10 protein-coding genes and 2 pseudogenes are annotated in these 13,823 nt (G+C 70.1%); 5 read left to right on the top strand and 7 right to left on the bottom strand.

Features of this window, described 5'->3' with window-relative positions; all coding sequences use genetic code 11:
* The 5 genes and pseudogenes from ACFHYQ_RS12970 to ACFHYQ_RS12990 all read right to left on the bottom strand — a co-directional run.
* A pseudogene (locus ACFHYQ_RS12970) lies at positions 1-398 on the bottom strand (peptidase M28); the annotation flags it as partial.
* 463 nt (positions 399-861) lie between these two features.
* A complete protein-coding gene (locus tag ACFHYQ_RS12975) occupies positions 862-1,878 on the bottom strand; it encodes a family 2B encapsulin nanocompartment shell protein (RefSeq protein WP_394301372.1) in 1,017 nt (338 codons plus the stop codon).
* Positions 1,856-4,231 carry a terpene synthase family protein gene (locus tag ACFHYQ_RS12980; protein ID WP_446746296.1) on the bottom strand — a complete coding sequence of 792 codons (2,376 nt, stop codon included), beginning with the start codon at positions 4,229-4,231 and terminating at the stop codon, positions 1,856-1,858. The genes ACFHYQ_RS12975 and ACFHYQ_RS12980 overlap by 23 nt, the downstream gene beginning before the upstream one ends.
* Positions 4,232-4,268: 37 nt before the next feature.
* On the bottom strand, positions 4,269-5,663 hold the full coding sequence (locus ACFHYQ_RS12985; protein ID WP_394301374.1) for a family 2B encapsulin nanocompartment shell protein: 1,395 nt from the start codon (positions 5,661-5,663) through the stop codon (positions 4,269-4,271).
* Between the two features lie 82 nt (positions 5,664-5,745).
* On the bottom strand, positions 5,746-6,960 hold the full coding sequence (locus tag ACFHYQ_RS12990) for a polyprenyl synthetase family protein (RefSeq protein WP_394301375.1): 1,215 nt from the start codon (positions 6,958-6,960) through the stop codon (positions 5,746-5,748).
* Between the two features lie 186 nt (positions 6,961-7,146).
* Between ACFHYQ_RS12990 and ACFHYQ_RS12995 the strand changes: the two genes are divergently transcribed.
* Entirely contained in the window at positions 7,147-8,013 is an 867-nt protein-coding gene (locus ACFHYQ_RS12995; protein ID WP_394301376.1) for an IclR family transcriptional regulator, read from the top strand.
* Positions 8,014-8,257: 244 nt separating this feature from the next.
* Complete coding sequence (locus tag ACFHYQ_RS13000) at positions 8,258-9,448, top strand: YncE family protein (RefSeq protein ID WP_394301377.1); 1,191 nt, start codon at positions 8,258-8,260, stop codon at positions 9,446-9,448.
* A gap of 66 nt (positions 9,449-9,514) precedes the next feature.
* Here ACFHYQ_RS13000 and ACFHYQ_RS13005 read toward each other — a convergent pair whose 3' ends face one another.
* Positions 9,515-9,946: a DUF6223 family protein gene (locus ACFHYQ_RS13005; RefSeq protein WP_394301378.1), complete on the bottom strand. Its 432-nt coding sequence runs from the start codon at positions 9,944-9,946 to the stop codon at positions 9,515-9,517.
* A gap of 212 nt (positions 9,947-10,158) precedes the next feature.
* Here ACFHYQ_RS13005 and ACFHYQ_RS13010 point away from each other — a divergent pair, with 212 nt between their 5' ends.
* From ACFHYQ_RS13010 to argG, 3 genes are all read left to right on the top strand, one after another.
* A complete protein-coding gene (locus tag ACFHYQ_RS13010; RefSeq protein ID WP_394301379.1) occupies positions 10,159-11,286 on the top strand; it encodes a sensor histidine kinase in 1,128 nt (375 codons plus the stop codon).
* On the top strand, positions 11,283-11,960 hold the full coding sequence (locus tag ACFHYQ_RS13015) for a response regulator (protein WP_394301380.1): 678 nt from the start codon (positions 11,283-11,285) through the stop codon (positions 11,958-11,960). Before ACFHYQ_RS13010 ends, ACFHYQ_RS13015 begins: the two co-directional genes overlap by 4 nt.
* 153 nt (positions 11,961-12,113) lie before the next feature.
* Positions 12,114-13,562, top strand: coding sequence for an argininosuccinate synthase (gene argG, locus ACFHYQ_RS13020; protein ID WP_394301381.1), 1,449 nt, complete (start codon positions 12,114-12,116; stop codon positions 13,560-13,562).
* Positions 13,563-13,581: 19 nt separating this feature from the next.
* Here the strand turns inward: argG and ACFHYQ_RS13025 are convergent.
* A pseudogene (locus ACFHYQ_RS13025) lies at positions 13,582-13,823 on the bottom strand (IS5/IS1182 family transposase); the annotation flags it as partial.

Raw genomic sequence — 13,823 nt, forward strand, 5'->3', positions numbered from 1 at the left:
GTGTCGACGCTCTGGCCGGTCTTGTCGGTGGCCACGATCACGTCGCCGCCGTAGACGGGCAGCCCGCGGTAGCTGCGCTGGTAGCTCAGGTACTGCAGGCCGCGGGTGCCGGCGATGCTCCGTACCAGCTTGAACTCGTCATCGGCCGACTTGTACAGCGCCGCCGTGTCCCCGGCGAGGGCCTTGTCGGCGCTGGCGATGGCACTCTTGCTCTGCTGGGCGTTCGGCGGCGAGAACGCCGGCGGCGGTGTGGGGGCGGAGGCCTGTGTGTTGGAAGCCTGTGTGTTGAAAGCCTGTGTGCCGGAAGCCGAGGCGGCGGTGGCCGCCGTCAGCGAAGTCGTGGTCAGGGCGACCGCCGCCAGCACCGCGACGGCACCCGACCTCATTGTCGGATTCACTCTTGGTGACTCCTCTGCATGGGGGGTGAAGAAGCCCGAAAAAACGGGCCGATCCCCAAACTTTCACCAAGAGCACCTACAGAACACCCTCCAAATTTCTATAGCTCAGAAATATGGTTCAATCCCAGAAAAACCCCCACCAGTGGCGATATCCGGCGCTTGATATCAGGTATCTGGTATGGATCGGACGCTATGAAAAGCCACGATCACCTTTGGGCGAGGCCCCGGACGGGGCACTCGGCCAGGGAGTTTTGCAAAAATGCCGTCCGTCACGAGCGTGGATCCAGAAGGACGCATCGCGATGCGGGGGAGGAACTCTTAGCTGAAGTCTACCTGTGAACTTCCGCGGGTAGGGCGGCGCCGACGCCGCGTCCGGGCCCCGCGGAAGTTCCGATCCTGCGAGAAAGCTCCGCGGCGTGCGCCATCTGGGCCACACGCAGCAGGAAATGACGTGAAACACGACTTAAATGACGTCGACTCCGTCGAGGACGCCGAGGGCGTCGGGCACCAGGACCGCCGCCGAATAATAGGCGGTGACGAGGTAGGACGCGATCGCCCTGTCGTCGACGCCGGCGAGCCGGACGGACACGCCCGGCTGGCACTCGTCCGGCAGCCCGGTGCGGTGCAGGCCGATGACGCCCTGGTCGTCCTCCCCCAGCCGCATGACGAGGATCGAGCTCAGCCCCCGGTCGCTGACCGGGATCTTGTCGCACGGCAGGATCGGCACGCCGCGCCACGCGATGACGGTGGCCGTCCCCGCCCGCACCGAGTCGGGATAGACACCTCTGCTGTTGCACTCCCGGGCGAACGCGGCGATCGCCCGGGGATGGGCCAGAAAGCAGCGGGACTTCCTGCGCCGGCAGAGCAGTTCGTCGAGGTCGTCCGGCGTCGGTGGTCCGGTGCCGGTGCGGGTCCTGATGCGCTGGCGGGGATCGGCGTTGTGCAGCAGGCCGAACTCACGGTTGTTGACCAGCTCGTGCTCCTGCCGCTCACGCAGCGCCTCGATCGTCAGCCGCAGCTGTTGCTCGGTCTGGTTCATCGGCTCGTTGTACAGATCCGCCACCCGCGTGTGCACCCGCAACACCGTCTGCGCCACGCTCAGCTCATACTCCCGGGGCTCCAGCTCGTAGTCCACGAACGTCCCGGGCAGCGCCACCTCCCCCGCGTGCCCGGCCGCCAGCTCGATCGCCGCCTCGCCGTACCGGTTCACCCGCGGCCCGGATCGGCCGTGACCGAGCCGGCTGGGGAGGGGACGGCCATAGGTGCGGCGCCGGTTCAGCCGGTAGACGCCGCCGGTCGCCTCCACCCACGGCAGCACCCGGATCAGATGGCGTGAGGTGATCTCCTGGGTCCGCGGCGGTGACTTGGCGGTCGTCGCCAGCTTCCGCGCCGCCGCGGTGTCCAGGCTCGTCCGTCCGTCCTCCATGAAGCCCGGCTCGGTACGGCCCGGCGGGAAATCACCGGCTTCGGATGACGTCATCGTTCACCATCCTTCGCATCGCGTCCGTGACCGGCGACGGAACGATCCGCGCGGCGGCCATGCCCAGCCCGCCGAGGCCGCCCGGCCCATTGCGGCCGCCCGGCATCGGTCCCCGTCCCGGCGGACAGGCCAGCTCCGACTCGTCGTACCGCCGGGTCCGGTCGTGCCACAGGTGGACGGCGGCCATCCAGGTCCGCATGCCCGTCACATAGCCGGTCAGCGCCTCCCGGTCCGCCGGACCGAGACCGTGGTCGTCGAACAGCACGGGCAGCTCGACCGCGGCCAGGTGCTCGAACTGCCGCAGCCGCGACTCCATCAGGTCGAGGACGATGCCCTCCGCCCGGCGCACGTCGCAGTCGAAGAAGCTCCGCGCGACCAGGACGCAGTTGTGCAGCTCGCCCTCGAACTGGACCTCCTTCTGGTACGAGAAGACGTCGTTGACCAGGCAGGCGACGTCCGCCGCGGCGTTCTCCAGCCCGAGGAACGTGCGGCTCCGATAGATCTCCTCGGGAAGCCGCAGCCCGTGGGAGAGCCGCGTCAGCGCCCTGGTGAGATCGCTCCCGAAGGTCCTGCGGCGCATCTCCATGTAGTCGACCGGATCGGGGATGCGGTTCTGCATGTGGTTGGCCAGCTCCCACAGCCAGCTCTCTGTCATGCTCTCTACCGCCGCCCGGAACGACCGCCGGCCGTCCATCGGCATGGCCCGTGCCGTACGTGCCCACAGGTCCCCGAGTGCGCGTTCCACCGGATTGGCCGGATCCGGCGGCGTGGCCTCCCCGGGTTCCAGCGGCATGAACGTCCGCAGCCGTTCGTGGAACGCCCTGGCCCCGGTCATGTCGCCCAACGCCCGGGGCGACGGGCCGAAGGCGACGGGAAAGTAGTCGTCGCCGTACGTCCCCCAGGTGAGCCACTCCGCCGACAACGTCAACCGCTCCGCGGAGATCTCCGGGTCGATCGCGGCCGCGCAGAGCGCGAAGTCGAACCCCTCGTTCTTGCGCGCCGTCCACAGGCCGGGCCCGGGCACCCGCGGGGCCGGGTCGTAGAACCCCATCCGTCCGGACCACTCCAGGCTCTCCCGGCGTGCCCGGTCCAGGTGTGGGTTGAGCCGCATCTCGGACGGGAAGATCCGGGGGCGCGCGAGCGGCTCGGCCGGCTGGTACGGCACATGCGTGAAGCTCCTGATCCCGCCCGGTCCCAGGAGGCCCGGCCCCAGGAGACCCGGTTCCAGGAGGCGCGGGGCGTACCACCCGGCGGCGAGCCGTACGTTCGTTGACGAGGTGCCGAGCCCCGTGGGTCCACCCAGCACCTGTTCCCGGGCGCGAGAGTCGGCCGGGCCGTCCGTGCCGTTGCCGGAGCCGTTCATGTAGCGGCTGGAGCGCATGTGCCACTCATGGCCGCCGGACTGCCAGTCCTGCAGTCCTTTCACGTACGCGAGAACGGCCAGGCGCTCTCCCGGGTCGAGTGCGTGTTCCTCGAAGAGCGGCGGCAGCTCGGTGAGCGCCGTGTTCTCGAACTGGTGCAGTCGCGAGGTGAGCAGGTCGTTGACCGCGTCGGCCGCCTCCTGCGCGGACATGCCGAGGAACCTCTCGAAGACCAGCACGCCGTTGCTGAGCTCGCCCTCCTCCTCGACCTCGCGCTGGTAGGAGAAGAGGTCGTTGCGCAGGTGGACCGCGTCGGCGAAGGCGTCCCTGAGCACCAGCAGCGGCCGGGCCCCGGCGACACGTGCGGGGATCTCGGCCCCGACGGCGTGCTCCACGAGGTTCGCCGACCAGGGGGCGCCGCCGACCCGCCGCCGCATCTCGATGTACTCCATGGGGTTGGCGACGCGGCCGGCGTCGATGTTCGACAGCTCCCACAGGGACTCGTTCAGCAGGTGCTCGGTGCTCTCGGCGAACCTGACCCGCCAGTCCATGGACATGCCCGGCACCGTACGGGCCCACAGGTCGGCCAGGCCCCGCTCGACCGGATTGGCCGGCTCGGGCGGAACCGCCGTGCCCGGGTCCCCGTACCGCACGGGCATGAAGGACGGGAGCCGGCCCAGGTACTCCTTGGCGCCGGCCATGTCCCGGCCGCGTTTGAAGATCTCGAGAAAGTGGTCGTCGAAGAAGAACACCCACACGTACCAGTCGGTGATCAGGTCAAGCTCGGGCGCGGTGGCGTCGGGGTGGGTGTAGGCGCACATGAGCCCGTAGTCCATGGCGTCGAGAAGCCGCTCGTCCCAGACGCCCAGGCCGGGGTCGAGCATGCCCATGTCCCATGCCCAGGCCTTCGTGTGGCTGCGCGCGCCCTCCAGATGGGGATTGATCCTGGCCGGATGCGGCACGTAGAAGTCGGGTAGTTCGAAGGGTCGCATCATCGGTCTTTCGGCTCGTCCTCCTCACCGGGTTCCACTAGCCGAGCTCGACGCTCTCCATGACGCCCAGGGCGTCCGGCACCAGCACCGCGGCCGAGTAGTAGATCGTCACCAGGTACGAGATGATCGCCTTGTCGTTGATCCCCATGAACCGGACCGACACGCCCGGCTGGTACTCATCGGGCAGCCCGGTGCGGTGCAGGCCGATGACGCCCTGCTCGGCCTCGCCGGTCCGCATCGCCATGATCGAGCTCAGTCCGCGGTCGCTGACCGGGATCTTGTTGCAGGGCAGGATCGGCACACCGCGCCAGGCCGGGACCCGGTTTCCGTGGTAGTCGATCGTCTGGGGGTAGAGGCCGCGGCTGTTGCACTCCCGGGCGAACGCGGAGATCGCCTTCGGATGCGCCAGGATGTGGCTCGGCTCCTTCCACACCTTGGCGAGCAGCGCGTCCATGTCGTCCGGAGTCGGCGGGCCGGAGCGGGTGTGGATGCGCTGGCCCGGGTCGGCGCCCCGCAGCAGGCCGAACTCACGGTTGTTGACCAGCTCGTGCTCCTGCCGCTCACGCAGCGCCTCGATCGTCAGCCGCAACTGCTGCTCGGTCTGGTTCATCGGCTCGTTGTACAGATCCGCCACCCGCGTGTGCACCCGCAACACCGTCTGCGCCACGCTCAGCTCATACTCCCGGGGCTCCAGCTCGTAGTCCACGAACGTCCCGGGCAGCGCCACCTCCCCCGCGTGCCCGGCCGCCAGCTCGATCGCCGCCTCGCCGTGGACGTTGACCGTGCGATCCGGGCCGTTCCGCCGCCGGTCCTCCAGATGCGCCCGCAGCTCGGCCGACTGGGCGAGGATCTCCTGGAAGGCCTGCCGGGTGAGGACCAGCGCCGTGCACCCGGTGACGGCCTTCGCGGTGAAGGCCCAGTCGGGCCCGTCCTCGGTCAACATCCGGCCGCCGAGGTGGTCGCCGCCGCCCAGGACCTCGGTCACCGTGTCGGCGCCGTACGGACCGGGCTCGATCTTGTTGACCTTGCCGTGCGCGATCAGGATCACCCGGTCGGTGGGCATCCCCGCGGCCGCGAGCACGTCGCCCGGCTCGAACTCCCGCTGGGTGAACCTCCCGGCCAGCGCCGCCAGCGTGTCGGTGTCGTCGAAATCGCGCAGCGCGGGCAGCTCGCACAGCTCGGCGGGGATGACGTCGATGTCCGCTCCCGTGGAGACGAACGTGATCCGCCCGTCCCCCAGTGTGTAGCTGAGCCGCCGGTTGACCCGGTAGGTGCCGCCCAGCACCTGGACCCAGGGGAGCACGCGCAGCAGGTGCCGCGAAGTGATCTCCTGCATCTGGGGCACCGACTTGGTGGTCGTCGCCAGGTTCCGCGCGGCGGCGGTGCCGAGGCTCAGCTGCGGCTGCCCGTTCGAGGTGGTCGTCTCCGTCATGACCTGCACTCCTCTGCGTTGACGTGCCATGCGATCACGTGGGGTGGATTCGAGGGAATCCGCGCCGATGCGCGGGGATCGGTTATCGGGAGCGGTGGACGAGCCTGTCGGTCAGGGCGGCCAGCCCCTCCTTGACGTACGGCTCGATCGGCGCGGCGGCGAGCACGCGCAGCGCCTCGCCGGCCCGCTCGCCGATCATCGTCTCGACGTGGGCCAGCGCACCCGTGTCGATCACGATCTGTCGTAGTTCCGCGGCGCGTTCCTCGGTCAGCTGCGGGTTACCGTGCCAGGTCGACAAGTGGAGCGCGTCGCTGCCGGAGGCCCGTTGACGGGCGTGTGCCATGAGAATGGTGTGCTTTCCCTCTCTGAGGTCGTCGAGCACCGGCTTGCCGGTCTCGGCCGGGTCGCCGAACATTCCGAGTACGTCGTCGCGCAGTTGGAAGGCTTCGCCCAGGGGCAGCCCGAACCGGGAGTAGAGATCGAGCAGGGACGGGGCCGCCCCCGCGAGGGCCCCGCCGATCTGCAACGGTCGCTCCACGGTGTATTTCGCCGTTTTGTACCGCACCACCGTGAGCGCCTCCTCCACCGTCGCCGGACCGCGCGACTGGGCGAGGATGTCCAGGTACTGACCGGCGATCACCTCGGTCCGCAGCCGGTCGAACAGGGCGTGGGCGGCGCGCAGGCGCGACGGCTCGGCCCCGCAGCCGGACAGCAGCTCGTCGGACCAGGCGAGTGTGAGCGTGCCCAGCAGGATCGCCGCCGCCTGCCCGAACGAGGGGCCCGCCGGCTCCCCGGACACATCGGCTCCCCTGTGAGAATCCCGGTGTAGGTCCGGATGTGGGTCACGGTCTGGGGCCGGGCGCAGACCGGCGAGGCTGCGGTGCAGGGCGGGACGGCCCCGGCGCAACTCGCTGCCGTCCATGATGTCGTCATGGATGAGCAGGCCCGAGTGGCAGAGCTCGAGGGCCGCCCCCACCGTGATGATCTGCTCGTGGTCGCCGCCGCCCGCCCCCCGCCAGCCCCAGTAGCACAGCAGCGGGCGGACCCGCTTGCCGCCGCCGAGGATGAAGGTCCGCAGGAAGCGGTAGGCCGTCGCCACCTCTGGATCGGCGACCGGAGCCGAGTGTTCGTCGAGGAACAGCGTGAGCCGCCGGTCGACCAGCGTCCTCACCCGCTCGGCCGCCTCGTCCGGCATGTCGTCCTGCGGCGACTTCCGTACCGCGTCTCCCGCCCTCTGGTCCCCCGCCCGCTCGTCGGTCGTGTGACCGATCGACGCCTGGCCGGTCTCCACCGTCATCGCCAGTCCCCCTCAAGGAAGCCCGATGACAGGACGCTATCTTTTGGTCACGACCCGTTAAAGAAGTCGTTCCGGAGAGCGGAACGCGGAGGCGGAGTGTGGCCATGCATGTCGCTGGGTAATCATGCACTCCGATGCCGCGAGCCGGAGCGTGCCCCGACCCATCCGTTAGGCGAACAGGACAGAATGCCGAGAGCCATCACCCATCAGGAAAAAACTTCATATCACCCCGCGCCGTTTCCACCACCGCCGTCGACCGGCAGTCTGGAGAAGGCGACGGCGATTCTCACCTATTTGAGCGCGGCCGCCGGTCCGGTGGGACTGGCGGAGCTGTCCAGGAGGACCGGTCTGCCCAAGACGACCACGCATCGCCTGCTCGGTGTGCTGTGCGCCACCGGGCTCGCGCAGCGGATCGACTCCGACTACGCCATCGGCCAGAAACTGATCAACCTGGCGGGGCCGGGGCCGAGGGTGATCCCCGGCACGCGGCGCATGGTCCTGCCGCACCTGATCCGTCTCTACGAGGCGACCCGGCAGACCGTCAACCTGGCCGTCCCCCGGGGAACGGAGATCGTCTATGCCGAGCGGGTGTACGGGCACGGCCGGGTGAGCACGCCCTCCGACGAGGTCGACCGCGCACCGTTGCACTGCACCGCGGGCGGCAAGGTAATGCTCGCGTTCGATCATGAGCTCAACGCGGCCTTCAGAGATCGCGGCGACCTGCCGCGGATGACCCGCCGCACGCTCATCGGGCACGCCGCACTCGACCGGGAGCTCCACGTGGTCCGGCGGCGCGGCGTCGCCTATTCGAAGGAGGAGTTCGCCGAGGGCATCGTCTGCGCCGCCGCCCCCGTTTTCGGCCCGGACGGCAGGGTCGTCATGGCGGTCAGCGTGGCGGGCGCCTCGCCCCGCGCCGTGTCGGCGGAGGTCGCGGACCTGGTCAGGCGGACCGCACACGCCATCTCGGCCGCCCTGAGCCGTCCCTTTCCCGCCCTGGCGGTCCGGGCGACGGAGCGTACCCGCGCGGAGGGCCCTCCCATGTCCTTCCTCTGACGCATCGTGCTCCCACGCGTCCTCCAGCTCCTCGCGCTCCGGGGTCGGCGACGCGAAAGGAGGCGGGCAAGAGCAGGTAAAGCGCCTTCAGGCCGCATCCGGCGGGCTTTAGCGTCTCCTCGACCCGCCGCGCCGTACCGCTCCCGCGGACCCGCGGCCGGTCGTCGGGTGACCGGGGGCGGCCGAAGCTTCGCCCGCCATGACTCAAGGGGCAGGCGTGAGACGAGCGCGTGGAGCCGGGGCCGTGTCCGTGGTCCTCATGATCCTGGAAGGATTCGTCCTCGGCGGCTGTGCCGCGCAGCCGCCCGTGCCGCGGGCCGCATCGTCGTCGGCAGCACCGTCGCCGGCCACGCCGTCGCGAGCGACGAGCGCCCCGCCCGCGGCGGCCCCGCCATTGGCGCCCGGCGCCGCCGGGCCGCACCAGGCGGAGGCCCGGGAGCCGGTCGACGTCTACGCCGCCGACCGGCCCGGAATGCTCAGCCCCGTCGTCAAGGGCTTCCGTTCCCTCGTGTACGTGCCCAACAGCGAGAGCGGCACGGTCGACGTCATCGACCCGGAGACGTACCGGATCGTGCGGCACTTCCGGGTCGGGGCGCTGCCCCAGCATGTCGTGCCGTCCTGGGACCTCAAAACGCTGTGGGTGAACAACAACCGGGGCAACTTCCTGACTCCCATCGACCCCCGGACCGGCGAACCGGGCCGCCCGGTGCCCGTGGAGGATCCGTACAACCTGTACTTCTCCCCGGACGGGAAGTACGCCCTGGTCATGGCGGAGCGGAACAACCAGCTCGACCTGCGTGACCCGCACAGCATGCGGCTGCTGCACTCGCTGTCGATGCCCTGCCGGGGCATCAACCACGGCGACTTCACGGCCGACACCTCGGTCTTCCTGGCGAGCTGCGAGTTCAGCGGCCACCTGGTCGTGCTCGACTGGCGTACGCCCAGGGTGATCCGCCGCATCACCCTGGGCGGCACGAGCATGCCGCAGGATGTGAAGCTGTCGCCCGACGGCACCGTCTTCTACGTGGCCGACATGGCCCGGCACGGGGTGTGGCTCGTGGACGCGGCCACGTACAAGGTCATCCGGTTCCTGCCGACCGGGCGGGGCGCGCACGGCCTCTACGTCAGCCGCGACTCGCGCCTCCTGTACGTGTCGAACCGGGGCGAGGGGTCGGTGTCGGTCGTGTCGTTCGCGAAGCGGAAGGTGATGGACGTCTGGCGGATCCCGGGCGGCGGCTCTCCGGACATGGGCGGCGTGTCGGCCGACGGCACGAAGCTGTGGCTCAGCGGCCGCTACCACGGCGTCGTCTACGTCTTCGACACCCGGACCGGCAAGGTCATCCGCACCATCCGCGTCGGCGCCGGGCCGCACGGGCTGGCCGTGTATCCGCAGCCGGGCCGCTACTCCCTCGGCCACACGGGCATCTTCCGGTGACCGGCGGCGGCTCTGTCCGTCGCTGCTGATCCCACGGACCCGAGCGGGAGCCTCATTCGCCTTCGGTCAGCCGGCGCGGCGGGAGCGGCGGGAGCGGGCCAGAGCCAGCCCGCCGAGGACCATGGCGACCAGCCCCACCGCCAGGTCCAGGTAGCCCCCGACAATGCCGTAGCCGGTGCCGGGACCACCTTTGGCGGCGGCCACGACCAGCGCGCCGATGACCATGGCGACCAGCCCCACCGCCAGCGCCACGACGGCCCCTCTTGTCCCGTTGCCGGTGCCGATGCGGCCGGTGGAGCGGGCCAGAGCCAGCCCGCCGAGGGCCACACCGACCAGCGCCGGCAGGGCGGCGGCCAGGGACCAGACGCGCCCGGCGGTCAGGGTGTAGGCACCGACGTCGCCGGGCTGGTCCAGGACGTGCGCGGCCGCCGGGGTGGCGAGCCCGAACCCGAGCAGGACGGCTACGGCGGCGGCGGCGAGCAGGTGACGGACGGACATGAGGTGCTCCTCCTACGACTGGACGTGAGCTGATCATGTCCGCTGGATCCACCGCCGGTCGTCCAGCGGACGCGGGCAATTCGCGCTGCGGCCGATGTCGTAGCCGGCTGCCGCCGATGCCGCAGGAGCCGTGAAGATACCGCGGGTGCGGTAGGCCGGTGATCATCCCTGTGCAGGAGTCACCCGGGCGGACGACGGGCTAGGGTGCGCGCATGAGCACAGGGCGGTCCGGCGTCCAGATGGGTGTCACAGACTGGGCGATCGCCGTCGGCGTGGCGGCGACCCTGCTGGTCACCGGGCTGTCCGGGCACCACTCCCCCACGGGTCTCGACCCGCTGGGCTACACGTTGTTCCTGACCGGCGGTCTGGCGCTGGCCGCACGCCGCCGGGCTCCGGTCGCCGTGCTGGCCGTAACCGGGTTGTGCGCGCTGGGCTACCAGGCCATCGGTTTCGACGTACCCGCCGTCGCGTACCTGTTCGCGGTGTACGCGGCCGTGCGGGCGGGACATCGCGCCATGACGGTGGCGGCGAGCCTGACCATGCTGGCCCTTCTCCCCCTCGCGGCCCTGGCCTCGGGCCTGCACGACACGGGCGAGGTATTCGCGCAGGCCCGAGGCGCCCTCGAGATCGCCTGGCTGGTCGCGGCCGGCGCCGCCGGTGAAGCGCTGCGGCAGGCCGAGCGCCGGGCCGACGAAGCCGAGCGCACCCGGGAGGAGACCGCGCTGCGCCGCGCCGACGAGGAGCGGCTGCGCATCGCGCGGGAGTTGCACGATTCGCTCACCCACCAGATCTCGATCATCAAGGTGCAGGCCGAAGTCGCCGTCCACGTGGCCCGCAAGCGAGGCGAGCGGGTGCCGGAAGCCCTGCTGGCGATCCAGGAGGCCGGACGCGAGGCGACCCGCGAGCTGCGCGCGACCCTGGAGGCGCTGCGCGACGACGACACGACCCCGCCACGCGGGCTCGACCACGTCGCGGACCTGGTGGAACGGGCGCGGACGACCGGCCTGGACGCGACGCTGACGATCGAGGGACAACGGTATGACGTGCCGGCCGCGCTGGGCCGGACCGTCTACCGGATCGTTCAGGAGTCCCTCACCAACATCGCCCGTCACGCCGCCGCCACGACGGCGTCGGTCCGGATCGACTACCGTCCCGGCGCCCTCGCGATACGCGTCGATGACGACGGCAGGGCCACGCCGGGCACCGCCCCGGTGCCCGGCGTCGGGCTGCTCGGCATGCGCGAACGCGTCACCGCCCTCGGCGGTCGCCTTCGCGCGGCACCGCGCGGCGAGGGCGGCTTCACCGTCCGCGTCGAACTTCCCACAGAACGGACGTCATGATCCGTGTCCTGCTGGTCGACGACCAGCCGCTCCTGCGCAGCGGATTCCGCGCGATCCTCGACCTCGAAGACGACATCGAGGTGGTGGCCGAGGCCGCCGACGGGCTGGAGGGCCTGGCTCTGGCCGAACAGCACCTGCCCGACGTCGCGCTCATCGACATCCAGATGCCGGTCGTCGACGGCATCGAGATGACCCGCCGCGTCGCCGCCGACCCGGCCCTGGCCGGGGTACACGTCGTCATCCTGACCAACTACGGCCTGGACGAATACGTCTTCGACGCGCTGCGCGCCGGCGCGGCCGGATTCCTCGTCAAGGACATCCTGCCGGAGGACTTCCTGCACGCCGTACGCGTCGCCGCACGCGGCGACGCCCTGCTCGCACCGTCGATCACCCGCAGGCTGATCAACCGGTACATCACCCAGCCGCTCCACAACGGCGCCGGCACCGGGCTGGACGAGCTGACCAACCGGGAACGCGAGGCCGTCGCCCTGGTCGCGCGGGGCCTGTCCAACGACCAGATCGCCGACCACATGGTGATCAGCCCGCTGACCGCGAAAACCCACATCAACCGGGCCATGACCAAGCTCCACGCCCGTGACCGCGCGCAACTCGTCGTCCTCGCCTACGAATCCGGCCTGGTAGCCCCGCACAACGCGTCGGCTTCTCCGCCGTAGGCGACCCGAGCCGGCGGGCAGTTCAGGTGCGCCGGCACGTCCGCGGGCTCTTGACGGCACTTGCCGGTACTTGGTCGCGTCTCTGCCGAATCAACTGCGGGGCACACCCCCGGCATTGCATGATTATGTACTGGTCTGTATATACTTTTACTCGTGTCCAAGGTGCTCACCTCCCTGCCTGTCGGTGAACGTGTCGGGATCGCCTTCTCCGGCGGCCTCGACACCTCGGTTGCGGTCGCGTGGATGCGCGAGAAGGGTGCAGTTCCGTGCACCTACACCGCCGACGTAGGCCAGTACGACGAACCTGATATCGCTTCGGTGCCCGGGCGGGCCACGACGTACGGCGCGGAAGTCGCCCGTCTGGTCGACTGCCGCTCGGCCCTCGTGGAGGAGGGTCTCGCGGCCCTGACCTGCGGGGCCTTCCACATCCGCTCCGGTGGCCGCGTCTACTTCAACACCACCCCGCTCGGGCGGGCCGTCACGGGCACCCTGCTGGTGCGCGCGATGCTCGAGGACGGCGTGCAGGTCTGGGGGGACGGCTCCACCTTCAAGGGCAACGACATCGAGCGGTTCTACCGTTACGGCCTGCTCGCCAACCCCTCCCTGCGGATCTACAAGCCGTGGCTGGACGCCGAGTTCGTCGGCGAGCTCGGCGGTCGCGCGGAGATGTCGGAGTGGCTGCTCGCCCGCGGCCTGCCCTATCGGGACAGCACGGAGAAGGCCTACTCCACAGACGCGAACATCTGGGGCGCGACCCACGAGGCCAAGGCGCTCGAGCACCTCGACGCGGGCGTCGAGATCGTCGACCCGATCATGGGCCTACGGTTCTGGGACCCCGCCGTCGAGATCGCCGCAGAGGACGTCACGATCGGCTTCGAGCGGGGACGGCCGGTGGCGATCAACGGCAAGGAGTTCCCCTCCGCCGTCGACCTGGTCCTGGAGGCCAACGCCATCGGCGGCCGGCACGGCATGGGCATGTCCGACCAGATCGAGAACCGGGTCATCGAGGCCAAGAGCCGGGGCATCTACGAGGCGCCGGGAATGGCGTTGCTGTTCACGGCGTACGAGCGGCTGGTCAACGCGATCCACAACGAGGACACCCTCGCCATCTACCACGCCGAGGGGCGGCGGCTGGGCCGGCTGCTGTACGAAGGCCGCTGGCTGGACCCGCAGGCGCTGATGATCCGCGAGTCGCTGCAGCGCTGGGTCGGGATGGCGGTCACCGGAGAGGTGACCCTGCGGCTGCGGCGCGGTGAGGACTACTCCATCCTGGACACCTCCGGACCGGCGTTCAGCTACCACCCCGACAAGCTCTCGATGGAGCGGACCGAGGACTCCGCGTTCGGTCCGGTCGACCGCATCGGCCAACTGACCATGCGCAACCTCGACATCGCCGACTCCCGCGCCAAGCTGGAGCAGTACGCCAGGCTCGGCATGGTCGGCAGCCCGCACCAGACCTTGATCGACGTCGCGGACGCGGCCTCGACGAAGCTGATCGGCGCGATGCCCGAGGGCGGAGCCGAGGCGATCGCCTCCGGCGGAGAGATCCCCGTCGACGACGTGCTGCTCGACGCCGCCGCCATGGAGTCCGGCACCGACTAGGGCGCGTATTTGGTTGTGATCAAGAGGTGGTCCGAGTGAGGTCTTTGATCCAGATCATTGAGGCGCGTAGGTGGAGGCCGGCGAGGTAGCTCGCCGGGGTCTTGTCGTAGCGGGTGGCGATGCCTCGCCAGGCCTTCAGCTTGTTGATCAGCCGCTCGACGGTGTTCCGCTCCTTGTACAGGTCAGCGTCGTGGCTGATGGGCCGGCCGCCCTTGCTGCCCTTCTTCTTCCGGTTGGCGGCCTGGTCCTTCTTTTCCGGGA

Source organism: Sphaerimonospora cavernae (assembly GCF_042435035.1).
Lineage (GTDB): Bacteria > Actinomycetota > Actinomycetes > Streptosporangiales > Streptosporangiaceae > Sphaerimonospora > Sphaerimonospora cavernae.